The organism is Flavobacterium rarum (SeqCode) (genome assembly GCF_965234445.1).
GTDB classification, from domain to species: Bacteria; Bacteroidota; Bacteroidia; order Flavobacteriales; family Flavobacteriaceae; genus Flavobacterium; species Flavobacterium rarum.
Map to the genome: position 1 here is coordinate 187398 of NZ_OZ248503.1, position 25469 is coordinate 212866.

The following is a 25469-nucleotide window of genomic DNA, read 5'->3' on the forward strand; positions in this document are numbered from 1 at the left end:
ATACTTTGTATTTAAGTTTTTTTTGCCGTTATTGACATTACAAAGATGCGACCGTGATCCACCGATTTACAATCAACTAGATTAGTAAATTAGAAGCAACTAGTTGAATAAAAAAAGTGAAACTAGATTAACTTTTTTTGTAAACTCTAGTGTTTCTAAGCTTTGACAAATACTGGGTAGTCATTCCTAAAAAAGAAGCCAAAGCATACTGCGGAACGCGATTGGCAATTTTAGGATAATTTTGTTCAAATTCGGTGAAGCGTTCTTCAGCTGTTTTAGTCAAATTACTGATCAATCTTCGTTGCATTCCGGCAAAGGAACGTTCCGCCATTATTCTGAAAAAAGTTTCGAATTTAGGATTGCTTGCTTTAAGTTTTTGCTCGCTTTCAAAATCGATTTGCAAGATGATACTCTCTTCAATGGCAATCACAAACATTGAGGCAGGTTGTTGGTAGATATAACTGTTATAATCTGAAATCCACCAATCTTCAATGGCAAATTGGATAGTATGTTCTTCGCCTTAATCGGCCACAACATAAGCTCTAAATGCTCCTTTAACCACATAATTTCGGTATTTTGCAACAAAATCAGGTTGAATGATAAACTGTCTTTTTTTAACTTTAGTAACTTTAAAGCAAGACACAAACTCTTGAATTTCTTCCTCGGAAAATGAAATTCTTGATGAAATGTGGTCAATTAAAGGTTGATTAGTATTCATTAAGCAATTATCAGACTGTTAAAGCTACTGCTAAAATACTGATTTTCAATACAAAAATATCTCTCTTGCAAAATCAATTTTTCAAAAATAGATCTGAGGATAGCTATTGTCATATATCTAAAATGAATGTTGATATTGAATACCTAGAACAAAACTTCTTGTTAAACCATCAGGACGAACATCTCTAACTACAAAAGGAGCGGCTAATGATAATTCGATACTGTTTTGTTTATTGATTTTATAATTTGTGATTAAGTTTCCATTTAACGTTAAACCATCTGAACCTTTTATGGTTTCTCGTTTACCAAAAATGTTTTCGAAGCTATCTTCGCCAAGATGATAAATGAACAAAACATTGGGTTTAAAAGTAAATTTTTGATTTGGCGTTTTAATGGTGTACGTTGTTCTGAATAATGCATCAGATTTACGTTCGAATAAATTTGTACTTGGGAAATCATCGGTTCCAGAATATTCAGCAAAATAGGAGTTTTTATTGTTGTTGAAAACAGGAATTTGAATGGCTGCATTAAAATCCCATTTTTTGTAATTTAAATTTGTTCCTAAAAACAAATCGAAAGTTCCTAAACTCGATTGATAATCTAACGGAAGAGAAAAACCATTTATCTTTAAGTTAGAGCTCGTAAAAGGTATTTTACTTCCCAACAAGACGCTCCATTGGGTATTATTTTTTGCAATAAAAGTATAATTTCCAACCAAGAAAGCATCACCAAAGGCGGCTCGTGTTCCAAAACTCCCATTGGCTGCTGAAAATGTAACTTTACTACTCCAAGAAAAACGTTCGTTGACTTTTCTACCATAGGATATATATGGAGAAAAATAAGTCACATCGGCTTCACCAGCTCCAAAAATGGCTGCTATTTCAATATTGTTTTTAAACTCCTTCTCTGATGATGGGAAACTATTTCCAATGGAACATATTCCGGCATCGCTACAACCTTGGGCAAACGAGAATGTTGTTATAAAAACTAGTACAAGTATTAAAAATGTATTTTTCATCTCTATTAATTTTTAATTAATTCTGCAACAGCGAACAAGTGATTGTATTGTTGACAATGAATAAGAACAAATTTGTAATCCTTTATTTCAATGTTTTGCGGGACAGAATAAACCATTGTAGGATTTAAATTTCCTAAATTAACAAAATCCGATGGGGTATTGGTTTTCGATAAATACACTTTTAAATCTGGACCGCTAGAAATACTAAAATCAACTAATTGTAATTTATATTGATTATTTTCTAAAAAGATACTCACTTTGCCTTTTGCGTTAATCCCTGAAGTGGAAGTAAATGTGCCTAGTAATTTAGGAATTGTGCTTTGTTGATCAACATTTACAGGCATTAAGTCACGAGTCAAATCGCCTTCTACCTCACAGGACAAAATCAATGTTGAGAACATCAAAAGTAGGAATGTTTTTTTCATGGTAATAGTTATTTATATTTATACAAACGTAATAACTATGTAGTTTGGTTTTTGTCGGCTAGTTTACATTACCAATAAAATAGTTTTAAAACTAACCATTTGCGCGATTAAAACCAACAGTATCACGATACATCTGAGGCGAAACGGCAGCGTTATTTTTAAAGAAGCGACTAAAATAATGTTCGTCATCATATCCCAATTCAAAAGCAATTTCTTTTACTGCTTTGTTGGTGAGATACAATTCTCTTTTGGCTTCGATAATAATACGTTCCGAGATTAAATCGGTTAAGGTCTTGTTGAAATGATTTTTGGTAATCTTGGCCAAAGCTTTTGGGGAAATGTTTAGCAAGTCTGCATAATCGCTAGCAGAATGTTTGGTTTTGAAATTGGTTTCGATGAAATTTTTTAAATTTTGTAGGATGAATGGTGTTGTATTATCATTATTTATTTGCTCCTCATCGGGTTGCTGTTGATTTTTTAATCGTGTAGTAGTTATTAAAAATATTTTAAGATAGGAAACCAGCAATTCATATTGTGCCAACTCTGTATTTTGCATTTCGGTTATCATTTGATTCACTACCATATCCAAAATATTTCCAGATTGCTCATCAACAGTCACATAAGGAGGCTTGTAAATGTTATTGAATAAAATACCATTACAGGAAATCTCTTCTTGATGCCTGTGAATACAAAAAAACTCTGGATGAAAATTGATAACAACTCCTTCTAATTTTACATCCGACTTTAACATAAATGGTTGATACGGTGAAAAAGCCAATAATTGATTTTCTGTAAAATCATATTCAGAAAAATCGACGTTGACTTTACCGTTTCCTTTTTTAATCCAGATTAAAGAAAAATAGTTGAGTCTTTGAATCTCTTTAAACTGGCAATTGTCTTCAAATATTGATAATTTAAAGGCGAGGTTTCCATTTTGCGGATTGACTAAAGTGAGTGTAGATCGATCTAACATAGTATTATTTTATTACAAATTTAATTTAAATGAGGTTATAAAAATCAGTGACTCCAATATACCTGTTAACCGTAAAACCTTCTGCAAATTTTGCGTTTATGGGTCTCCCAAAAATACTATTGGTGCTTTTTATTTGATCGATTAACCCAGATATTCCATTGGCGTCATTACTATTTGCTGTAACAAATTGCGACTCAAAGGCTCGAATTGCTTTCAATTTTGTGTCCATTTCTAAAGAAATATCAATTACAAAATCGGGTTCTACGTAATAATCTTGGATATAATGATAAACGGCTTTGGGTCTCCAAGCATTTTGTGAGATACCATTAGCAAAAGTCTCTTTCATTTTCAAACCCGAAAGAAAACAAGCATCTGCTACTAGTTTTGCAGCATTTGCATGATCGGGATGACGGTCATGAATGGCATTACACAATACAATATCAGGTTGGTACTTTCTTATCATTTGGATAATCTTGATCCGACTTTCCTCATTGTTTTCGATACTTCCGTCGGGTAAATTGAGTTGTTCTCGATATTGAATTCCAAGGATTTTTGAAGCTGTTGCTGATTCTGTCTTTCTGCTTTCGGGTGTACCATAACTTCCCATTTCGCCAGCTGTTAAATCGATTATGGCAACTGTTTTTCCCATGCCAATGTGTTTAACAAGCACTCCAGCTGTGGCGCATTCTACATCATCGGGATGGGCTCCAAAAGCGAGTATGTCAATTTTGTATGGATTCATAATTTCTGGTTCAAGGTTGTGTTAGGGATTGTAGCATTGTTTAGCTTTGCTCAGTTCGGCATAGCCTCGGGTGAGCTCTTTTTGTGAAACGTAATGAATCAAAAAAGCGAGTGCGAAAAGCCCGACCCGCATTTTTCTTGCGGGTAACACCCCAATTATGCAACAAATTTCTTAAAAATAGTGGTGGCAATATGACCTCCAAAACCAAAAGTATTACTCATGGCATAGTTTACTTCTTTGAATTGTGCTTTTCCTAAAGTCAAATTTAGTTTATTTACAAATTCAGGCTCGACTTCCTTGGTATTAATTGTTGGCGGAATGGTATTTTCTTGAATGGCTTTGATCGATAGAATTGCTTCGATAGCTCCTGCAGCTCCGAGCAAATGTCCCGTCATAGATTTCGTCCCACTGATATTTAAATCGTTTCTGTCTCCAAAAACTCTGTACATCGCTTTCAATTCGCTTTCGTCACCCATGTGCGTAGATGTTGCATGCGCATTAACATAATTGATTTTTGAAGCGTCAATTTCGGCATCTTCAAGCGCATCCATCATTCCTAAATAGGCTCCTTCTCCTTCGGGATGCGTTCCTGTTAAATGATAGGCATCGGCAGCCATTCCGCCACCAACGATTTCTGCATAGATAAATGCACCTCTTTTTTGTGCGGATTCGAGACTTTCTAAAACCAAGGCTCCAGCTCCTTCACCCATAACAAATCCATCTCTGGAAACATCAAAAGGTCTTGAAGCAGCTGCAGCTTGTTCATTATTTGTTGATAATGCTTTTGAGGCATTAAATCCACCCAAGCCACTTTCATTTATGGGAGCTTCAGAACCTCCAGTGATGATGATAGCTGCTTTTCCTAATCGGATATAATTGTATGCGTCGATAATAGCATTATTGGAAGAAGCACAGGCTGAAATGGTAGAAAAATTAAGTCCACGAAAACCGTGACGAATTGAAATAATACCACTTGGAATATCGGCAATAATTTTTGGTATAAAATAGGGATTGAAACGAGGAATTTTACCTCCATTTACAAATTCTTCTACTTGATCTTGAAAGGTTTGAATACCGCCGTTTCCGGAACCCCAAATGACACCAATTTTGTCTTTGTTTACTTGTTCAAAGTTGATGTTGGCGTTCAATATCGCTTCTTCGGAAGCTGCAACGGCATATTGGGTAAACAAATCGTATTTACGAGCTTCGTTTTTTTCGAAATAATCACTTGCATTAAATCCTTTTACTTCGGCTGCAAATTTGGTTTTAAAATGAGTGGTGTCAAATTTGGTTATCAAATCAACTCCGCTTTTACCTGCAATACTATTTTTCCAGAATTCATCTACAGAATTTCCGATTGGTGTAATAGCTCCCATTCCGGTTACTACTACTCTTTTTAGTTCTTTTAACATGATTTTATTGATCGCTTTTTTAAATAATTATTTATAAACCTGCGTCTTGTAATTTTTGTCTAAGCAATTGATTCTCATTTTCCAATTGGGTAATTTTTTCGAGTTGTGGCTTTAGTGCTTTTTCAATTTCACCAACCGTAAAGCGTGGTGTAATGTGTTGCGGACAGTTCCAATCGTAGGCTTCTATATGAAACAACATTATGCGTTCTGGTCGGTATTGATATTCGCCTAAATCAAAAGAATCAAGTAATTCCGGACTGTCTTTCAATTCAACAATTTCCGCTCTGGCAAAAATTTTCAGTCTTGCTCTCGCTGGATAATCCATCATGATGAGTGCGACATTATTATTGGTTGCAACATTTCCAACGGAGATGTATTGTTTGTTTCCTGTGAAATCTATAAAACCGATAGTGTTCTTGTCAATGACTTTTACAAAGCCTTTTGGACCGCCACGATGTTGAATATATGGGAAGTTTTTCACGCCAATTGACGCTAAATAAAAACTATCTCGATCTTCGATAAACCTTTTTTCATTTTCGGAAAGTCCATCAACGATATTGAATTTCTCCATACGTTCATATCCTTTGCGACTGCCGTTTTTTTCCTGTAATTCTTTGACAGCATTGGTAAAAGCTATTTCTGCAAAATTTTTAGCCATGATAATAATTGTAAAATTACTCTTCTAAAAGTCGTCTATGATAATTGATTTGTCCCAAATGATAGGCTAAATGTGACGTTAAATGAATCAAATAATACTCGGTAGTGGTCGGTTTATCAGAAACATGCATTGGAAATTCTTTCTCTAAATCACTCGCTTGTAATTGAAGCAAACTCGCTTGCACCACCTTTTTGGTCGCTTCAATTTTAGATAGCAATTCCGTTTTAGAGATATTTTTACTAGAAAACTCTAAATCCCGATCTCTAACATATTCAATTTTTCCCAAACCTAAACCAACATATGTATTGAGATTTCCTATCAAATGCAAGCAAAGGTTTCCCGCTGAATTGGAGATTCCTTTATCAATTCTCCACAGATTCCTTTCGTCCTTATAGGATTCAATTTCTGTTTTCAATTTGTCTAAATCACGAACAAAAAAAGCGCTGATGTTTTGAATATTCATTTCTATTTTTTTTTTAAATTAAAACTAATTATAACCCGTTGGATGTAATTCAGTTTTAAAAAAAATAAACCACATAGACACATAGATTTATAATTAATGATTAAAGGGCGAATAGAAATAGTGCTATTTTTCACATAGTTTGACTATGTGAAAAGTGAAACATCTATCAAGTTCTTTTCAAACACTATAAATTCTATGATTCTATGTGTTTAAAAAATAATTACACCCAACGAGTTAATTATAGTCTTCTGTCTTTCTCGTCAATTGGCAAATCATTGATGCTAGCAAAACGCTTACGCATTAAACCGTTTTCGTCAAATTCCCAGTTTTCGTTCCCGTAGGCACGAAACCATTGTCCCGCTGCATTTCTATATTCATACTCAAAACGAACTGCCATTCGGTTTTCACGAAAGCCCCATAATTCTTTTTTGAGTTTGTAATCAAGTTCTCTTTCCCATTTTCCTTTCAGGAATTCTTTTACGGCTTCACGACCGTTGATAAAATCCGTTCTGTTGCGCCATTCGGTGTCGATGGTATAAGCCAAAGCAATGCGTTCTGGATCTTTGCTGTTCCAAGCATCTTCGGCAAGTTGTACTTTTTGCAAAGCAGTTTCCATAGTAAATGGCGGAAGTGGATGTTTTTGTTCCATGATAATTATATTTTTTAAATTATGATAAAGAGTTTATAGACAATAAATTAGACTGTAATAAAAGTTCTGAAATTTCAATTTCTAATGATTTTTGTTTGTCTTTGGCATACCATAAATGAAGTTGGTTTGCATAATTTGCTGCTGTAGCTGGATTTGACTTTAACTCCTTAACTAGTTTTTGAGCAAATGCAGGTCTTGGTCCCCAAACTCCAGTAACATTAAAATTAGAATCTAATTGGATTAACTTTGGAATGGACCGACCGTTATTGGTTAAATACTGATCCATTAATGGTAGATTTTGATCGCGATAGACCAATTTCATTTCTATTTTCCCTTCACTCACACTTTCAATTTTGTGCAATGCTGGAAGAATTTGTGAAGCATCACCACACCAATGTTCGGTCAAAACCAACCAATAGGTTTTATTTTTTAAGAGTTGAACTTCTTGTGTTAAGGTATCCGAGATTGCAAAAGTTTTTTCTACACGATGCATGCGGTGCTGATTCAAACTGATGTATTCTTTTATTTTGATATCGGAATTAGTAGCCAAATCATCGGCCATTTGTTCCTTGTATTCAGCATAAGAAATTCCGTTGTCAAAATATTCTTTGTACTCTAAATTTGTTATTGAAGCAACACTATTTTCAGTTATCATAATTCTTTGTTTTGTTGAGTACAAAGTTGCAACAGTATGCTTTAATTTAAAATGGAGTATGTTCGCAATGAGATGGACAATTTTCCCAATGAATGAAATTTATGTACACTATTAATTAAATTTTTAATCCAAGATAGAAAGACTAACCGTCATAATGTCTTTCAATATTTTTGGATTATTATTGGCCTTTATCGATACTCGTAATCCAAAAAAGATATTGATAAAATATCTTGCCAAAGCTTTTGCATCTTGTTTGGATGAAATTTGCCCTTTCTGTTGTCCCAGTTTTAAAGCGTTTTCTATGGCATTTTCAAAATCTTGTCTGTTGGAATCAATGATAATTGCAATTTCGGGGTCGGTTCCAGATAATTCAGTTGCCGTATTTACTATAAAACATCCTTTTGGATTTACGGCATGACAATCTTGGTCAATAATTAACTGCAAGACTGTTGAAATGGTTTCTTTAACATTCTCTGTTTCTTGAAACATTGTAATAACAGCATCCGCAAATTCATGCTTGTACCGTTTTAAAGCCTTTATAAATAAAGAACGCTTATCGCCATAGGTGTCATAAAGACTCGACCTACTTAAACCTAAACCGTCAACCAAATCATTAGCCGATGTGGTATTATAGCCTTTAGTCCAAAAAAGCTCCACCGCTTTGTCTAATACTTCAATTTCATCAAATGCTTTATTTCTTGCCATAGTATTTATAATTATAAAAATTTTGCCATCGCAAATATACGATGACAAAATTAATTAAGGAACGATTGTTCCAATAAATGATAAAAAAAAGGTTATACTACGGCGTTAACACCAAGTCCACCATCAATCGGGTAATCTGAACCTGTAGTGAAAGCAGCATCGTCACTGGATAAGAAAGCAACAATTTTAGCCACTTGTTCTACTGTACCAAAACGTTTCAATGGAATCGCATTTTGCATGGTTTGTGCCAACCCGTTTACACTTTCTTCATCCAATCCCAATTTACCAAAAATAGGTGTATTTATTGGACCTGGACTAACCGAGTTTACCCGTATTTGACGATCAGCAAGTTCGATTGATGCAGCTCTTACCAAAGAGTTTAATGAGGCTTTACTTGCGGCATATACAGAACTGTTTGCCATACCAGTAGTTGCATTTAATGAAGATAAAAAAGTTACCGCAGCACCTTCATTCAAAATGGGAATAAACTTTTGTAAAGTAAAAAAAGCCCCTTTAAAATTAATATTCATAATAGAATCAAAATGATCCTCGGTCACCGATTCAATTGGAATAAAAGCAGCGATTCCAGCATTTATAAATAAAATATCTACTTTACCAACCGTACTTTCTACTTGTTTTACCAACTGATCTATGGCTACCAAATGACTTTGATCTGATACAATTCCGATTACGTTTAATTCTGCTGCTGCCTTTTTTACGGCTACTTCATTTCTACCAGTTATTACAACTGTAGCTCCTTCGGCAACTAATTCTTTGGCAGTTGCATATCCAATTCCGCTATTACCACCCGTAATAACAGCAATTTTTCCTTTTAATTTGTTTGACATTGCTTTCTATTTTTAAGATTAAAATGCAAATATAATTCATTTTGGAACGATTGTTCCAAAATGAATTAAAAATTTTTTATTTATTTTGTTTTGGCAGAAAATAAATTAATGGAATTGCATATGCCCAGTGTCTCACCATTGAAACAAAAGGAATTATTGCTGCAATTTTAGTTCCTGCAATTCCGCCTCCTAAAAGAGGGAACATAAATAACCAAACTAAAGCAATCGTTTCTGCGGTTACAAATGTTAAAGCACGTGCCCAACTTGGTCCCCATAACGAAGGTGCGATTCCTGCATAAAGTACGGCTAGTAAAATACCGTTTGAGTAATGTCCCAAAACGCCGTAGGCCAAACCTAATTCTGTTTTTGCTCCAATAATTCCAGCGATATCCCACCATTGTCCCGTAAAGGCAAAACCTACAATGTCGAATGCTACTGTTCCTAATAATCCTGCTATGATGGCTTTTTGCCAATTGATTTTTATTTCCATTTTTCGTTAATTTTTAAAGTTGTTTGTAATGTAATTAGTTTAATTTACTCTTGATGATAGCCTGATCAAATGCTTTCTTAATTTGTTCATTTGATTTTGCTACACTGATTCGAGAGATTACTTTTTTGGTATTGGCATCGACAAAAGCAATTTCGCCGGTAACATTTCTATCGGTGATTTCTTTGTCAATTCCTATTGTTTCCAAAGCTACACTACTTGCTTTTTTTGTTGCATTATCGGTAGCATCATAAACTAATATCGATACTTCTGGTTCTTTGTAAAGCGGTAGAACTTCTGTAATAACCCGAGTTCCATGTTCCTTGCAAGTTGGACACCAATCTGCCTTTGTAACTACGGCATAAACTTTACTTTCTGCTTGAGCAAATGCTCCAAAACTTACTAAGAACAACGCTACTACTAATTTTAAATTTTTCATTTGTTTATTATTTATGGTTTATATTGTTTAAAAAACTTCTTATGGCTATTGTCATTTCATCACTGTAACTCTCTAGAGCAAAATGTCCCGTATCATACAGATGAAAGTCAATATTTTTTAAATCTTTTTTGTAGGCTTCAGCTCCACTTGCGGGAAAGATATAATCATTTTTACCCCATACAATTAATGTTTTAGGTTGATATTTTCTAAAATAAGCTTGCCATTTTGGATAAAGCTTTACATTACTTTGATAATCATAAAACATAGCCAGCTGAATAGCATTGTTCTCAGGACGTGATAAATGACGCATATCCATTTCCCAGTTGTCATTACTTATTAAAGTTGCATTATGAACTCCGTGCATATATTGCCATTTTAATCCATCCATACTATGAAAACCTGCTAATGTTTTTTCGGTTTCTTTGTCATTAACATTCTTCCAATATTTCTTGAAAGGTTCCCAAAAAGTCTCCAAACCTTCATCATAGGCATTCCCGTTTTGGATGATTAAAGATTCAATTTTAGTTGGATTTTTTTCAGCTATTCGAAAGCCAATTGGTGCACCATAATCCATTAGATACAAGCTGTATTTTTGCACTCCTAAAGTATCTATTAACTTTTCCATAATAGTAGAAATGTTCTCAAAAGTGTAAGCAAAATTAGCCATTGCTGGTTGTTCACTTCGCCCATACCCTGGGTAATCTGGAGCAATTAAATGATATTTATCCGATAGATTGTCGATTAGATTTCGATACTGAAAGGAAGAAGTGGGATATCCGTGAAGAAGTACCAATGTTGGTGCATTTTTATTACCAGCTTCTCTATAAAATATCTCAGTGCCATTTATTTTAATGGTATGATACGTTGTCGAATTTTTATTTTGTCCCTTCGCAATTTGAATAGTAAACAGAAATCCGAAAATTGCTGTATAAATTATATTTTTCATCTTATTTATTTTTCTTAAAAATTTTACTTTTACTTATTACAATGCTGGAGCTAATGGAAAATCAACTTCAACTTTGGTTAAATTGTGTAAATAGTTCATTGCTGTTTTATCACTTACTTGAAGAATTAAATCTACCAAATTTTCGTTAGTATATCCTTCATTAAAAAATGCATCAACCAATTCTGGATTGGCATATCCTCTTGTTTTTGTAATTTCTGCAGCCAATTGCACTAAAGCATTTAATTTAGGATTGGTACTTTTTGCATTTCGGATGTCTAATAATTGCTCGTCTGAGAAACCATTCATTTTTCCTAAAACTAAATGCGCACTTTGACAATACACACAATTGTTCACTTGGCTTACAATTAAGTTAACGGCTTCTTTTTCTTTACCTGACAATGATGTTTTAGCATTTTGATACGCTAAGAATCGCTCTAATCCATTTTTGGAATAGGCAATAGTGGCATATAAGTTAGGAACAAATCCTAATGCTTTTTGTAGGTTGTCAAAAATTACTTGATTGTTTTCTGAAACTTGTTCTCTTGTTGGAACTGTAAATGTTGTCATTTTATTTTTCTTTAAAATTGATTGTCGATATTGACAGTACAAAGATGCGACAGCTCTAAAGGATTTAAAATGGACAATGAACGCCAGCTGATGGACAATTTTCCATAGTAGTGTTATTTTAATGCTTTTATCCGAAAACTATAACTTCATTAACTATAAAAGTCATTAACCGCAAGTTTAAGCATACTCCATTAACTATTGCTGGAGCGCCAACTGGAGCAACAATCCAAAATACAAAAAGCCCCATAATTCATAAATTATGGAGCTTTTTGTAGTGTGAATTTATTTAATAACCTTTACAAAGTTTTGCTTTATAAAACAGACCTTATACCAAATACCTACACAATATAGTCAAATCATATTTTTGTCACATCGAGCGAAGTCGAGATGCAACATAGGTTCTCGACTCCGCTAGAACTGACAAATTGGACTGTTTTATAAATATTTCTGGTATTAATTACAAAGCTGGAGCCAAAGGAAAATCGACAGTAACTTTGGTTAAGTTATGCAAATAGTTCATAGCCGTTTTGTCACTTACTTGAAGAATTAAGTCTACTAAATTTTCGTTAGTATATCCTTCTTTGAAAAATGCATCCACCAATTCTGGCTTAGCATATCCTCTTGTTTCTGTAATTTCAGCAGCTAATTGCACTAAAGCATTTAATTTAGGATTGGTACTTTTTGCATTTCTGATGTCTGATAATTGCTCATCGGAGAAACCATTCATTTTTCCTAATACTAGGTGAGCGCTTTGGCAATACACACAATTGTTTACTTGGCTCACCACTAAGTTAACTGCTTCTTTCTCTTTACCAGTCAAAGACGTTTTTGCGTTTTGATACGCTAAGAAACGCTCTAATCCATTTTTTGAATAGGCAATAGTGGCATATAAGTTAGGAACAAATCCTAATGCTTTTTGTAGGTTGTCAAAAATTACTTGATTATTTTCTGAAACTTCTGATCTTGTTGGAACTGTAAATGTTGTCATTTTATTTTTCTTTAAAATTGATTGTCGGTATTGACATTGCAAAGATGCGACCCCTTTACAGTTTATAAAATGGATGATTTCCGCAAGGTGATGGACAATTTTCCTTAGGAATATTATTTTAAAGATTTAGCCGCCGCAACAAGAAGTTCATTTGAAATTCTGTGCTTAAAGTCAGGACTTATATATTCAAATTGAATCGTTCCTTCTTTATCCACAATAAAAACAGCAGGCACTGGAAGAAAAGTTGTATTCACACCTTCTGAACCTTCAGTAATAATTGGTTTGTAATTTTCTGGAGCTTGAAATGCAATTCCAACTGCTTTAGACAATGCACCATCACTATCAGATAATAAGGTATAATTAATTTTGTCTTTATCATCAGTTGCTTTCAAACTTTTTGGAGAATCAGGACTTACTGCAATAATTTGATACCCTAAACTCAATAAATCTTTCTCCGCATTATTCAATGCTGCTAAATGCATATTACAATAAGGACACCAGCCTCCACGATAAAAAACCAATATCGTTTTTTGGGAAGCTAACATTTTTGTTAAGTCTACGGCGTTACCATCAACTGATTTTAAAGATGCTGCTGGGATTTTTTCACTAATTAATAACGGACTAACATCGGTCGGTGATTTTGGCAAATCACTTTGTGCACAAACACTAAATCCAAAAGCAAGTAATGCAATACATATCAAATTTTTCATAGTTTCTATCATTTAAGTTGACACAAAACTACATTTAGAATTCAGACAAATTTGTCAGCTACTTTACAACTCAAACAAAATAAATAGAGAAACTACAATTTGGTAATATCCTCAATGATTATTTCTTTGCGATTGTAAAGCAATAAGCCATTGATTTCCATTTCATTTAACAATTGTGTGGCAGTTTGTCTGGAAGTACAAATCACCTGAGCCATATCATTTTGGGTAAGATAATTTTCAATAACGACTCTATTTTCGGTGCGTTTCCCTTCTTTTTCGGCCCAATCTTTAAGAAATTGATACAGCCTAGTTTTGGCATCTTTGGAAATCAAATTGGAGTAACTGTTTTTAATCCGTTTCATTTTCAAGCCTACAAACTTGGTATACGACAAGGCCAAACTTGGGTTTTGGAGTAATAATTCTTCAAAATCGGATAGTAAGAAACTACAAATGATAATTTCATCTGTCAATGCTTTTGCATATTCATTGGAATTGGCATCACTTTCTAAGGTCAATTCACCAAACAAATCGCCTTTTTGAATAATGTCTTTGATGGTTTCATTGCCATCTTCATCGACAGCAACAATCTTGATATTTCCTTTTTTGAGCAAAAATACTCGAGGCACATCCGAGGATGAAAAGTAAATAATATCACCTTTTTTGGCTTTTTTAAAACCGGTAATAATGCACAACTGCTTAATTTGTGACATACTCAATGTCCAAAACAACTTATGATCTCTCAAGTACCAATATTTTAATTCGTCGTACATAACAATTTATGAGTGTGTTTTCAATTACTGTAAAAATAAACAAAGTCTTCTTTAAAAAAATACATTCTCAAAATAAAAAATCCAAACTCGAATATTCAAGTTTGGATTACTATATCAATTTATAAGTAAAAAAACAATATGACAGTCCGCAAAGTGTACCAATTGTTTTCTTTTGCCACAGATTAGCACAGATTTTACACCTATTATTAGAGAAATCTGTGTGAATCATTTTAATCTGTGGCTAATTTTATCGGTAGGTATTAGTCGCGGATACTCATAAAAAACAATTAAGAAACCAAACCTCTAGAAATCACAATACGCTGAATTTCTGAAGTTCCTTCGTAAATCTGAGTTATTTTTGAATCACGCATCATACGTTCTACGTGATACTCTGCAACATAACCATTTCCACCGTGAATTTGAACCGCTTCATTGGCTACTTCTAAAGCAATTTCTGAAGCATACAATTTGGCCATTGCTCCTGAGTGTGCAATATCTTGTCCTGCATCTTTCTCACAAGCTGCTTTCATCACCAATAACTTTGCAGCCGTTACTTTTACATACATATCTGCCAATTTAAAGGCAATGGCTTGATGTTTGAAAATTTCTTTTCCAAAAGCTTTACGCACTTGAGAATATTTCAATGCCAATTCATAAGCACCAGTTGCAATTCCTAAAGCTTGTGAAGCAATTCCGATTCGACCTCCATTCAATACGTTCATCGCAAAAGCAAATCCAAATCCATCTGCTCCAATTCTATTTTCTTTAGGTACTTTGACATCTGTAAACATCAAAGAATGTGTATCGCTTCCACGAATTCCCATTTTCTTTTCTTTTGGACCAATCTCAAATCCTGCCCAGCCTTTTTCTACAATAAAGGCATTGATTCCTTTATGACCTTTTTCAACATCAGTTTGAGCGATTACTAAATAGGTAGAAGCAGTACCTCCGTTGGTTATCCAGTTTTTAGTTCCATTTAATATATAATGATCCCCTTTATCGATAGCAGTTGTTTTTTGAGAAGTAGCATCAGATCCTGCTTCTGGCTCAGACAAACAAAACGCACCTATTACATCTCCTTTGGCCAAAGGAACCAAATATTTCATTTTTTGTTCTTCGCTGCAATATTTTTCCATTCCAGCACAAACCAATGAATTGTTTACAGACATTATTACTGCAGCCGAAGCATCTACTTTTGCAATTTCAGTCATTGCCAAAACATAAGAAATGCTATCCAAACCAGAACCTCCATATTTTGGATCAACCATCATACCCATAAAACCAAGTTCTGCCATTTTTTTGACTTGTTCTGTAGGAAATTTAGAGAATTCATCCCTTTCAATTACTCCTTCTAATAATTCAGCTTGTGCAAAATCTCGCGCTGCTTGTTGAATCATTAATTGCTCTTCGGTTAGATTAAAATCCATAATAATATAAAATAAAGGTTGGTTTTTGTGTAAAAAATAATGCCAAAGGTAATTTTAAATTATGAATTTTTCAATTTTGAATCGTAAATTTGGCCTATGAAAAAAGATTACTATAACGTTATCGGAGTAATGTCAGGTACTTCGCTAGATGGAGTTGATTTGGCTCATATTCAATTTGAAATAAAAAACAATAAATGGGCATTTAAAATACTTGAATGCGAGACAATTTCTTACGATTCAAATTGGATTGGGATCTTAAAAACAGCTGTTGATTATACCGAAAATCAACTAGAAGAATTAAACAAAAACTACACTCAACTTTTAGCCTCTATTATTGTAAATTTTATAAACAAATACGATTTAAAAAATTTAGATGCTGTTTGTTCTCATGGGCATACTATTTTGCACCAGCCTCAAAACGGATTTACACTTCAAATTGGAAATGTATCCGAAATTGCAAAACTGACACAACAAACTGTTGTTTGCGATTTTAGGGTACAGGATGTGCAATTAGGAGGACAAGGCGCCCCTTTGGTGCCAATTGGTGACCAAATTTTGTTTTCTGAATATGATTATTGTATCAATCTTGGGGGCTTTTCGAATGTGTCATTTGAAGAAAACAATCAAAGAATTGCTTTTGACATTTCACCTGTTAATACTGTTTTGAATTTTTACGCCAATCAATTGGGATTGGATTATGATGACAAAGGGCAAATATCCAAAAGTGGTCATTGCAATCTTAATTTGCTAAAAGAATTAAATAATTTGGATTTCTATCAAAAAAAACATCCTAAATCGTTGGGTTTTGAGTTTGTAAAAGAAATTGTTTTACCAATAATTGAAAAATATTCTATTCCAATAGAAGACAAATTAAATACCTTTAGTGAGCATATTGCCCAACAAATAGCTTTGGCTTTGCCTAATAAAGATGGAAGATTGTTAACTACTGGTGGCGGTGCTTACAATGATTACTTGATGGAACGCATTCAATTTTATTTGCCAAAAATGCAAATTATTATTCCTTCAAAAAAAATTCTAGAATTCAAAGAAGCCTTAATTTTTGCTTTATTAGGTGTTTTAAAACTTCGAAATGAAATCAATACACTACAAAGTGTAACGGGCGCAAATCACGATCATAGTTCTGGGGTTGTTTTTTTTAAATAAACTACTAATTAACAGTTTCTTTATTTTTATTTAACAATAAGCGCCGTTATACCGGTTGTTATTATATAATTATTAAAAAAAATACAGCTTTTAACAAACTTGTAATGTAAGTGATTATTTACCCAGATTTTATTTTTTTATAAGAAATAATCAACTACAACGTTTTAATTTATATATTTAACAAAAAAAAGAGCTTTAAACAAGCTAATATTAATGATTTAACATTATTTTTGCCCCTCAGAAAAAAAATAATCATAACCTATGAAAAAATTATTATTAGCAATAACCCTTGTTGTTTCAGTATTATTCTCAGAAGCAAATGCTCAAAAACAAATCGTATTTGAAGGAGTGACTATTCCTAGAACAATGACATTCGAGAATAAAACATTACAACTTAATGGTGCTGGTTCTCGATCCAAAATGTGGGTAGAAGTTTATATTCAAGCATTGTACTTGTCTATACTATCACAAGATCCAAAAGAAATCATCAATGATGATTTGGCAATGTCAATTCGAATTGAAATTACTTCTGCATTGGTTTCATCCGGAAAATTGACTAGAGCTATGCATACAGGATTTGAAAAATCAGCTGGGGACAAGTTTACTGCATTACAACCAAAAATGGAATTACTAAAAAGCTTTCTTGCAGAAGAAATTACTAAAGGAGATGTTTTTGAATTGACTTATAATCCTGCTGACAAATCTATTTGGGTTATAAAAAACAAAATCTTCAAAGGAAAAGTAGAAGGTTTTGAATTCAAAAAAATATTTTTTGGCATTTGGCTAGGCGACAAACCAGTTGATGAAGAACTAAAATCCAGTTTGTTAGGAATTTAATGTTTTTTTTATTTCAATGCTTTTTATCTTTGAACGTTTAAGCAAATAGAAAATTATATTAAGAAAATCAAGTCTATTTTCAATATAATATTGATAAAAACATCAACTTAAACAATTGATAAGTACTTAAATCAAATACTAACCTCTATAAAAGTTACTCCATGAAAAAAATTACTTTAGTTTTATTATTTTTTGTTTCTGCAGTATTCACAAATACTTATGCTCAAAAACAATTTGTAGTTGATGGAATAACACTTTCTAGAACAATAGAATTTGAAGGCAAAAATCTTCAATTAAATGGATTTGGATCCCGTACAAAAATGTGGACAGAAGTATATTTGCAAGCATTGTATCTAAGTACTTTATCTGATGATGCAAAAGAAATTATAAACAGCGATACAGCTATGGCAATTCGTTTGCAAATCACCTCTTCGCTTGTAACTTCAAAAAAATTATCAAAATCATTACAAAAAGGAATTGTAAAATCAGTTGGAGAAGAAAATGTGTCTAAATATACTACGCAATTAGAATTATTAGAAAAACTTTTGAATCGTGAAGACACTCAAGTAAATGATGGTTTTAATTTAATATATTCTCCTACTGACAAATCAATTTGGGTATACAAAAACAATGTTTTAGAAGGAAAGATTCCAGGGTTTGAATTCAAAAAAGCATTTTTTGGTATTTGGTTAAGCGACAATCCAGTTGATGCTGAACTTAAAGATGCACTTTTAGGAAAATAATATTAAAACAAAAGCATATTAAAGTCCACACTTTTTTTTCAAAAAAATAAAGCCGTTGCAGATCCTAGATCAGTAACGGCATTTTTTTTAGAATATTCTAAGAACATTGCAAAAAACATCTTTTCGATTCATATTTCATTTTATAAAGAAAACGATGGCTATACAGTAGTAATCAAGAGTATAGTTCAAAAAAAAAAAAACTATTTCACAAAGTTGACCACCGTTTGTATTACCTCCTTACTTTTTAAATCATGGCCCAATCCTTCGGTCAAGAGCAATTGGCTGTTTTTCCAATGCTTATTTAACCGTATAGAATAATGATAATTAGTGGCTAGATCCCCTTTGTCATGAATTATTAATGCAGGAATTGTAAGATGCTCTGCAAATTTAGCGGTGGAAAAATAACTGGGTAACTGCCCCAACTGTTGTTGAAATTCCTTTACAATGATATGCAAGGACTTTGTACTTAAGCCCAACGCTTTTTTATAAAAGACAAAGAAATCAGCTGCCTCACCTGGAGCACCCATAATAATCACTTTTTGAATGCAATGTGATTTAAAATGATCTAGATAATAGGTAGTGGCAAATCCCCCGATCGAGTGACTTACTATAGAGTTCACTTCTGGCTTATTCAGTAAAAACATATCAATCACTTTGGCATACAAAACAATGTGAATCAATTTACCAGTTGACAATCCATGAGCAGGAGCATCAAGAGCATAAACAGTAAAATCCTCTTGCTGCAAATGCTCCACATATTTTTTCCAACGAAAAGAATGACTTGCCCAACCATGCACCATTAGAATTTTCTTAGAACCGCTACCCCATTTGTAGGTTTGGATTTTATAGTTTTCAAAATCCATCACCTCAGCCAAACCTTCTTGTAAAAAATCCATTTGGTGTGGTTTCACTTTGTGAGCAAATGGGTTACAGAAAAGAGCAAAACCTTTTTTCTGGAGCTTTTTTGGGTGAACATACGACAATAAATTGAAGTAAAAACCTATAATTTTTTGAATCATTTTCTTTGTTTTCATAACAACTTGTGTTTATTGATACCAATCGGTATCGTTTTTGATAAATTTTTTTATAATAGAACATCAGCTACAATCCAATTTTTTAGATGCTTGACCACCGCTTCTATATCGGTATTGGAATCTTGTAGTTTACTCATCATAATAGCTCCTTCCAAGGACGAAATGACCACAATAGCCACTAATTTTTCATTCACAATGGCGTTTACTTCCTTATGCGTTTTACCGTTAATCACAATAGTCTCTATTGAACTTCTAAAAACGTTTAAGGCTTGCAAAGCTTTATCTTTTAGCACCATAGTAGTGTCATCCACTTCAGTTGCGACATTCAACAAAGGACAACCACCACTAAAAAATGGCTCATTGATGTATCCCTGAAACAACTCCAAGACACAAAACAATTTGTCTCGGGTATTTGCTTGTGTTTTGATTCTATTTTGTAGTTTCTGAAATATTGAATGCATCATATTCTGAAACGCTTCAATTTCTAACTGTTCCTTATTCTCGAAATGACGATAGATCGCTCCTTTGCTGAGACCAGTAGCCAAAGTAATATCGCTCAACGAAGTAGCCCGATACCCTTTTGTATTGAAGAGAGTAATGGCTTCCTGTAAAACCTTGCTTTTAGTAATTTCTGACGACTTCATGCACAAAGATACCGATTGGTATCAAATAATTCAAATAATGTCAATTTATTTTTTTTATATGCTGAATAAAGTAAATTTGCTTAACAAAATAACACCCATTTTCAATGAAAGATTTATTAAAGAAATTCGAAAACAAAACTCCCGAAATCGTTTTCAACTGGAAAGATCCTGAAACCGAGGCCGAAGGCTGGACAGTAATTAACTCCCTACGTGGAGGTGCTGCAGGTGGAGGAACTCGAATGAGAAAAGGACTCGATATGAATGAGGTTTTATCATTGGCAAAAACCATGGAAGTAAAATTTTCGGTTTCTGGCCCTGCTATCGGTGGTGCTAAATCTGGTATAAATTTTGATCCGAATGATCCACGTAAACAAGGTGTTTTGCAACGTTGGTACAAAGCAGTCTCTCCTTTATTAAAAAGTTATTATGGTACCGGTGGTGATTTGAATGTAGACGAAATACACGAAGTAATTCCAATGACCGAAGAATGTGGCGTTTGGCATCCGCAAGAAGGTGTTTTTAATGGCCACTTCAAACCTACCGAAGCAGACAAAATCAATAGGATAGGCCAATTGCGCCAAGGGGTAATAAAAGTGATTGAAAACCCAAAATACTCTCCAGACGTAACTAGAAAATACACCATTGCCGATATGATTACAGGTTATGGAGTTGCCGAAGCAGTGCGTCATTACTACGATATTTACGGAGGTTCTGTAATAGGAAAGAAAGCAATTGTTCAAGGATTTGGAAATGTAGGTTCAGCTGCAGCCTTTTATTTGGCCGAAATGGGAGCTAAAATTATCGGAATTATTGATAGAGATGGTGGATTAATCAACGAAGAAGGTTTTACTTTTGAAGAAATCAAAGCGCTTTTCCTAGACAAATACGGAAATAAATTAATCGCCAAAAACATGATTCCTTTTGACGAAATCAACGAAAAAATCTGGACCATTGGAGCCGAAATATTCACTCCTTGCGCAGCTTCTCGTTTGGTAACTCAACCTCAAATTGACAGTTTAATTGCCAATGGACTCGAAGTAATCTCTTGTGGTGCCAATGTTCCTTTTGCAGACAAAGAAATTTTCTTTGGATCCATTATGGAACAAGTAGACCAAAAAGTAAGTTTGATTCCAGATTTTATTTCTAATTGTGGTATGGCTAGAGTTTTTGCCTATTTTATGGAAAAGAAAGTTCAAATGACAGATGAAGCTATTTTTACAGACACTTCTGAAACCATCAAAAAAGCCATTGCCAAAGCAAATGACTTGAATAGCTCCAAGAAAAACATTAGCGCAACTGCTTTTGAAATTGCCTTAAAACAATTGACATAGCACTCCAAATAATTCAAAAATACTTAACTCGGATGGAACAATTTTCATATTGTTTCATCCGTTTTTATTTATTATAAATCCAATTGTACTGATTAATAAATACTTTAAAACAAGCAGCTCGCTTTTTAGTCTTAACAATTTTTACTACTTTTCAACGTTTTTACAAGTACACTTTTTTAATTCAAATTCCACAATGAGTTCTACACTTTCAAACGATCAAAAGAAATCATTAGTCCTATCCATACTCATTTATGCATCCTTGTTGTTGCTGTTATTTTTCATTCGCTTTTGGCCACCCTATAATCCAGAAAACAATGTAGCACTTGCTAGTGGAGGTGGTGGAGGTGGCGCTACCCTAAACTTTGGTGACAGCGATTTGGGATCCGGAAAAAATACGCAAAGCGAAGTGTTGAATGTACAAAACCAAGTCAAGCAAACTCCAGCCAAAAGCATTCCTGAAGAAGCTATTTTATCTCAAGAAAACAGCACCGAAGAAAGTGTAATTATTCCGCAAAAAGAGAAACCTAAAAAAACTGAAGTCGTTGTCAAAGAAACTCCCAAACCTGAAGTGGTTAAACCTAAAGTTTCCAATTCTACCAATGATGCTTTGTCCAGCATTCTAAAAGGCTCCAAAAAAGGTGGTGACGGTGACGACAAAACCGCTGGTAACAAAGGAAAATCCAACGGAAGTTTGGCCGCAACTGGCTATTACGGCACAGGCGGTTCGGGTGGCGGTACCGGCGGTGGCAATGGTACCGGAAACGGAATTGGCAATGGTAGCGGTTACGGCCCCGGAAGTGGCGGTGGCTCTGGAGGAGGATCAGGAGGCGGTTCTGGCTATTCGCTCGGCAACAGAAAAGCACTCTCCAAACCCGCTCCAAAATACACCTGCAACGAATCAGGAAAAGTGGTTGTAGAAGTTTCTGTTGATAGAAACGGCAATACCATCAACGCTGTCGCAGGAATAAAAGGCACAACCAATACCGCAAAATGCCTACTCGATCAAGCCCGAATTGCCGCCATGAACACCAAATGGGACGCCAGCTCAGACGCTCCCGAAAAACAAGTAGGCAAAATTGTTTATAATTTCAATTTGAATTAAAATAATTAGGAACCTGAGTTCGATTATTCAATAATTTGGTTTTCATTGCATATCCTGCAAGGTTTTTTTTAACCTTGTAGGTATAAATCCAGACAACAAGATACCTACAAGGTTCTGTAAAAAACCTTGCAGGAACATTATCAGACATAATTTAATTGTAAATAAGCTTTGCACTTTATAAATCGAGCTCAGGTTCGGAGCACGAATTTTTGGATTTTAATCAACTCTTGTCCCGCCCCCGATAGTTATCCTATCATGTGGACACAAATATATTCTAATTCATAATGGGACACAGATTTAACAGATTAGACAGATTAGCACTGATTCTTTGGTTATAAATTAAGAGTTTGAGTATGAAATATACATAATATATAAGGCCAAATATGTATTAACTAATTTATATCTGTGTAAATCCGTCCAATCAGTTAAATCTGTGTTCTATTTTTAGATGTGTCCACACGATAGGATAGTTATCGGGGTTCCAATCTTTTTTGAGCCGAAGAAAAATCGGCTCAAAAAAGGATTCTCCCTTCTATCGGGGCTCATTTACGGGTTTTATTTTTTAGAAGGGACCTTCCTTAGCATCAGCCTATAATTAAGGTTCGCTCGTCATTGCCATACTTTTTGTCATTGCGATACTTTTTTTGCACCCTAATTATTGGCAAACTTGTCATTTCGAGGTACGAGAAATCTCATCAAGTAGCTACGCATTCAAAAGCACCAATCTTTGTCGATCTCGCAACTGAGATTCCTCCTCGTAATGACAATATTGCGAAAAAACTGCTTGAAAAAACACTTATTGATAATAGATAACAAACGAAACGCTACAATCAACATCAAAAAAGTTCAATTAACAACCCAAAATATCTCGTGTTTTAGGAATTTGCGTGAGGGATAGAAACCAATGTCATTAAGATTACTATGACCTAAACAAGTGAAATTTCATTTTTTTTTCAAAAAATGCTTTTAGGTTTTTTTAGGCATTGAAAGCCTCTGAATAAATAATAAAAGGAAGATTTTAACGTCTTCCTTTTACAGACTTATTCGTCGGCACCAAAGGTTTATTCCTGATAGGTTACTCCTCAGCAGAGCCTATTTCCGCTTCGCCTTGGCAAGACAAAGCTATAAAAAAAGAACATTTTATGCTACTTCTATCATTTCTTTAACTTTAAACAGTTTGTTTTCTCTAACACATGCGCAAACTCGATGTATCAATTTGTTTTTGACGTTATTTAACACGAGCATTTTTTGTTTTCCACTGGCAACTTTTCTTGCGAAATATTCTTTAATCTCCGGATCCCACTGAATTGCAGACATAGCACACAAACAAAGCTCCTTCTTTAGTTTTTTATTAGCCATAGGATGCACCTTTGTTTTTCCTCTTATAGTCTTGCCTGAACGGTGGCCAAAAGGAGCTATTCCGACGTAACATGCTAACTCTCTAGGTGTCGAATACATTGTGAATTCATTTGTAAAACATATAAGATATAAAGCAGTTACCTTTCCAATCCCAACTACGGAACTTGCTAATTTGTATGTTCGTTCAATATTTTCATCTTTATTTATCAAGTTATTCAACTCTATTTCAATATTTTTCAAATCAAACTCAATTCCTTTCAGTGCGTTTTTTTGATGTTTTTCTGTAATTTTAGCTAGTTTTAAATCGAATGTTTTAAGTTCATTGGAGGTGTTTTTCAGGGAAGTTTTACTTTTTATAAGCTTATCTCGAAGTGATAAAAGAGTTCTAATACATTCGACGGTTTTACTTGGAGCACAATAGATTACTGCATTCTCTTGGTTTTTTAATGCATAGAAAGCGATTCTAGCGGAATCAATCTTGTCATTCTTGCCTCGTTGAAGGCCAATACTGCGAATGATTTTAATAGGCATTTCTATCCAAAATGAAAAGCCAAAAGCTAGTAGGTACTTGGTAATTAGTTTTCCGTACACGCCTGTATGCTCAAAACAAACTAGGGTGTTTTCTTTTGTAGCACCCATTTCTTTTGACCATTTACGAAACGAAATCATGCCTTTGTAAGAGTTCTCAAATTGATTATGAATAGGGTCTTCTTTTATACCGTTCATAATAATAGAAGCATCGAAATAATCCTTAGACACATCAATTCCTAAAAAATGTTTAAATTTGTTCATAGATTTTTTTTTTAAATTAGTAACCAATTACTGAATCAAATTGAAACCTTTACTAGGCCTGTAAACCTGAATTACTATCTGATTCTATTTCAGTAAAACTGACAAAGTCCTAATCTTAATATAAGTCCAATTACTTTGTTAAGGAGATGGTTTACTTTGTCAGTTTGGTTACTTTAAAATTAATTCTATTTTGCTTAAAAAAACATATTACAAATCTAAAGGTTAAGGGTTTCTCACCCCGCTTTTTCAAAATATAACTCTCGCAAAGACGCGAAGACGCCAAGAAATCAGCTCTTAACTTTGCGTCTTGGCGAGAAAAAACAAAGCTTAACTTAATGACATTGGGATAGAAACTAGCTACCTTGTAGCGTGGATAGCCCGACCGCAATAGAAAATGGGGCAACTCTAGATTGTCTAAAGTAGCCCCATTTTTTATTGTGGTCACGCCCAACTGATTTTTATACTTTTACTTCGGACTAGTGGCAATAACGAACTTTAAGTTGTTCTTCACCCCTATTTGCAGTACATCGACCAAATCCTGCACTTGTAAGTTGAACGGAATTCGTACGATTACGGTTTGGTCTTTTTGGGTGTTTATTTTGGACATTAAAGTCGCTTCTAGTTCTTCAAAGGAAACCGGCTCTTTGTCGATGTAGAATTTTTTGTCCTCAGTGACCGACAAACTGATGTATTGTTTGTTGGTTTTCTCGTTGGTTTTTGACTTTGGTAAGGTCATCTTAATCACATTTGGATTGGACAACGTAGAAATAATCAGGAAAAACAGCAACAAAAAAAACATAATGTCACTCAAGGAGGAAGTAGCCACTTCAGCGTGAAATCTTCTTTTTCTTTTGATTGACATGA

At 34.0% G+C, this 25469-nt stretch carries 30 protein-coding genes; 5 read left to right on the top strand and 25 right to left on the bottom strand.

Going from position 1 to position 25469, the window contains the following annotated elements:
• Positions 1–127 precede the first annotated feature (127 nt).
• From AC8GF4_RS14720 to AC8GF4_RS14820, 21 genes are all read right to left on the bottom strand, one after another.
• Positions 128–436: a Crp/Fnr family transcriptional regulator gene (locus AC8GF4_RS14720; protein ID WP_506595672.1), complete on the bottom strand. Its 309-nt coding sequence runs from the start codon at positions 434–436 to the stop codon at positions 128–130.
• A gap of 84 nt (positions 437–520) precedes the next feature.
• Entirely contained in the window at positions 521–718 is a 198-nt protein-coding gene (locus AC8GF4_RS14725) for a hypothetical protein (protein WP_506595673.1), read from the bottom strand.
• 117 nt (positions 719–835) lie between these two features.
• A complete protein-coding gene (locus AC8GF4_RS14730) occupies positions 836–1735 on the bottom strand; it encodes a hypothetical protein (protein ID WP_506595674.1) in 900 nt (299 codons plus the stop codon).
• Positions 1736–1740: 5 nt separating this feature from the next.
• Positions 1741–2160, bottom strand: coding sequence for a DM13 domain-containing protein (locus tag AC8GF4_RS14735; RefSeq protein ID WP_506595675.1), 420 nt, complete (start codon positions 2158–2160; stop codon positions 1741–1743).
• Positions 2161–2251: 91 nt separating this feature from the next.
• The gene (locus AC8GF4_RS14740) at positions 2252–3133 is read right to left on the bottom strand and encodes a helix-turn-helix domain-containing protein (protein ID WP_506595676.1); all 882 of its coding nucleotides are present in this window, start codon (positions 3131–3133) and stop codon (positions 2252–2254) included.
• A 25-nt stretch (positions 3134–3158) separates the two neighbouring features.
• On the bottom strand, positions 3159–3875 hold the full coding sequence (bshB1, locus tag AC8GF4_RS14745; RefSeq protein WP_506595677.1) for a bacillithiol biosynthesis deacetylase BshB1: 717 nt from the start codon (positions 3873–3875) through the stop codon (positions 3159–3161).
• Positions 3876–4030: 155 nt separating this feature from the next.
• Complete coding sequence (fabF, locus tag AC8GF4_RS14750; RefSeq protein WP_506595678.1) at positions 4031–5287, bottom strand: beta-ketoacyl-ACP synthase II; 1257 nt, start codon at positions 5285–5287, stop codon at positions 4031–4033.
• 31 nt (positions 5288–5318) lie between these two features.
• The gene (locus AC8GF4_RS14755) at positions 5319–5945 is read right to left on the bottom strand and encodes a pyridoxamine 5'-phosphate oxidase family protein (protein WP_506595679.1); all 627 of its coding nucleotides are present in this window, start codon (positions 5943–5945) and stop codon (positions 5319–5321) included.
• Positions 5946–5961: 16 nt separating this feature from the next.
• Entirely contained in the window at positions 5962–6408 is a 447-nt protein-coding gene (locus AC8GF4_RS14760) for a DinB family protein (RefSeq protein WP_506595680.1), read from the bottom strand.
• Positions 6409–6646: 238 nt separating this feature from the next.
• Complete coding sequence (locus AC8GF4_RS14765; protein WP_506595681.1) at positions 6647–7057, bottom strand: nuclear transport factor 2 family protein; 411 nt, start codon at positions 7055–7057, stop codon at positions 6647–6649.
• A 19-nt stretch (positions 7058–7076) separates the two neighbouring features.
• Positions 7077–7712 carry a thioredoxin family protein gene (locus tag AC8GF4_RS14770; protein ID WP_506595682.1) on the bottom strand — a complete coding sequence of 212 codons (636 nt, stop codon included), beginning with the start codon at positions 7710–7712 and terminating at the stop codon, positions 7077–7079.
• A gap of 123 nt (positions 7713–7835) precedes the next feature.
• Positions 7836–8417, bottom strand: a complete 582-nt coding sequence (locus tag AC8GF4_RS14775) for a TetR/AcrR family transcriptional regulator (protein WP_506595683.1) — start codon at positions 8415–8417, stop codon at positions 7836–7838.
• A gap of 92 nt (positions 8418–8509) precedes the next feature.
• Positions 8510–9265, bottom strand: coding sequence for an SDR family oxidoreductase (locus AC8GF4_RS14780; protein ID WP_506595684.1), 756 nt, complete (start codon positions 9263–9265; stop codon positions 8510–8512).
• Between the two features lie 76 nt (positions 9266–9341).
• A complete protein-coding gene (locus tag AC8GF4_RS14785; protein WP_506595685.1) occupies positions 9342–9755 on the bottom strand; it encodes a hypothetical protein in 414 nt (137 codons plus the stop codon).
• Between the two features lie 34 nt (positions 9756–9789).
• Positions 9790–10191, bottom strand: coding sequence for a hypothetical protein (locus AC8GF4_RS14790; protein WP_506595686.1), 402 nt, complete (start codon positions 10189–10191; stop codon positions 9790–9792).
• 7 nt (positions 10192–10198) lie between these two features.
• Positions 10199–11137 (bottom strand): alpha/beta fold hydrolase, encoded by a 939-nt coding sequence (locus AC8GF4_RS14795; RefSeq protein ID WP_506595687.1) that lies wholly within the window; start codon positions 11135–11137, stop codon positions 10199–10201.
• 36 nt (positions 11138–11173) lie between these two features.
• Positions 11174–11704 (bottom strand): carboxymuconolactone decarboxylase family protein, encoded by a 531-nt coding sequence (locus AC8GF4_RS14800; protein ID WP_506595688.1) that lies wholly within the window; start codon positions 11702–11704, stop codon positions 11174–11176.
• A gap of 457 nt (positions 11705–12161) precedes the next feature.
• Positions 12162–12692, bottom strand: a complete 531-nt coding sequence (locus AC8GF4_RS14805; protein ID WP_506595689.1) for a carboxymuconolactone decarboxylase family protein — start codon at positions 12690–12692, stop codon at positions 12162–12164.
• 113 nt (positions 12693–12805) lie between these two features.
• Complete coding sequence (locus AC8GF4_RS14810) at positions 12806–13402, bottom strand: peroxiredoxin-like family protein (protein WP_506595690.1); 597 nt, start codon at positions 13400–13402, stop codon at positions 12806–12808.
• A 92-nt stretch (positions 13403–13494) separates the two neighbouring features.
• Positions 13495–14172, bottom strand: a complete 678-nt coding sequence (locus AC8GF4_RS14815) for a Crp/Fnr family transcriptional regulator (protein WP_506595691.1) — start codon at positions 14170–14172, stop codon at positions 13495–13497.
• 287 nt (positions 14173–14459) lie between these two features.
• Positions 14460–15599 carry an acyl-CoA dehydrogenase family protein gene (locus tag AC8GF4_RS14820; protein ID WP_506595692.1) on the bottom strand — a complete coding sequence of 380 codons (1140 nt, stop codon included), beginning with the start codon at positions 15597–15599 and terminating at the stop codon, positions 14460–14462.
• 96 nt (positions 15600–15695) lie between these two features.
• Between AC8GF4_RS14820 and AC8GF4_RS14825 the strand changes: the two genes are divergently transcribed.
• The 3 genes from AC8GF4_RS14825 (at position 15696) to AC8GF4_RS14835 (ending at position 18343) form a co-directional block, all read left to right on the top strand.
• Complete coding sequence (locus tag AC8GF4_RS14825; RefSeq protein WP_506595693.1) at positions 15696–16763, top strand: anhydro-N-acetylmuramic acid kinase; 1068 nt, start codon at positions 15696–15698, stop codon at positions 16761–16763.
• A 261-nt stretch (positions 16764–17024) separates the two neighbouring features.
• On the top strand, positions 17025–17600 hold the full coding sequence (locus tag AC8GF4_RS14830) for a chalcone isomerase family protein (protein WP_506595694.1): 576 nt from the start codon (positions 17025–17027) through the stop codon (positions 17598–17600).
• Between the two features lie 161 nt (positions 17601–17761).
• Positions 17762–18343, top strand: a complete 582-nt coding sequence (locus AC8GF4_RS14835; RefSeq protein ID WP_506595695.1) for a chalcone isomerase family protein — start codon at positions 17762–17764, stop codon at positions 18341–18343.
• Between the two features lie 200 nt (positions 18344–18543).
• Here AC8GF4_RS14835 and AC8GF4_RS14840 read toward each other — a convergent pair whose 3' ends face one another.
• Positions 18544–19377 carry an alpha/beta hydrolase gene (locus AC8GF4_RS14840; RefSeq protein ID WP_506595696.1) on the bottom strand — a complete coding sequence of 278 codons (834 nt, stop codon included), beginning with the start codon at positions 19375–19377 and terminating at the stop codon, positions 18544–18546.
• A gap of 50 nt (positions 19378–19427) precedes the next feature.
• A complete protein-coding gene (locus tag AC8GF4_RS14845) occupies positions 19428–20021 on the bottom strand; it encodes a TetR/AcrR family transcriptional regulator (protein ID WP_506595697.1) in 594 nt (197 codons plus the stop codon).
• 104 nt (positions 20022–20125) lie between these two features.
• On the opposite strand from AC8GF4_RS14845, the gene AC8GF4_RS14850 reads away from it, so the two are divergent.
• Positions 20126–21352 carry a Glu/Leu/Phe/Val dehydrogenase dimerization domain-containing protein gene (locus tag AC8GF4_RS14850; protein WP_506595698.1) on the top strand — a complete coding sequence of 409 codons (1227 nt, stop codon included), beginning with the start codon at positions 20126–20128 and terminating at the stop codon, positions 21350–21352.
• A 193-nt stretch (positions 21353–21545) separates the two neighbouring features.
• Complete coding sequence (locus AC8GF4_RS14855; protein WP_506595699.1) at positions 21546–22454, top strand: energy transducer TonB; 909 nt, start codon at positions 21546–21548, stop codon at positions 22452–22454.
• Positions 22455–23594: 1140 nt separating this feature from the next.
• Here the strand turns inward: AC8GF4_RS14855 and AC8GF4_RS14860 are convergent.
• Positions 23595–24605: an IS110 family RNA-guided transposase gene (locus tag AC8GF4_RS14860; RefSeq protein ID WP_506595700.1), complete on the bottom strand. Its 1011-nt coding sequence runs from the start codon at positions 24603–24605 to the stop codon at positions 23595–23597.
• A gap of 466 nt (positions 24606–25071) precedes the next feature.
• Positions 25072–25467, bottom strand: coding sequence for an ExbD/TolR family protein (locus tag AC8GF4_RS14865; protein WP_506595701.1), 396 nt, complete (start codon positions 25465–25467; stop codon positions 25072–25074).
• Positions 25468–25469 lie beyond the last annotated feature (2 nt).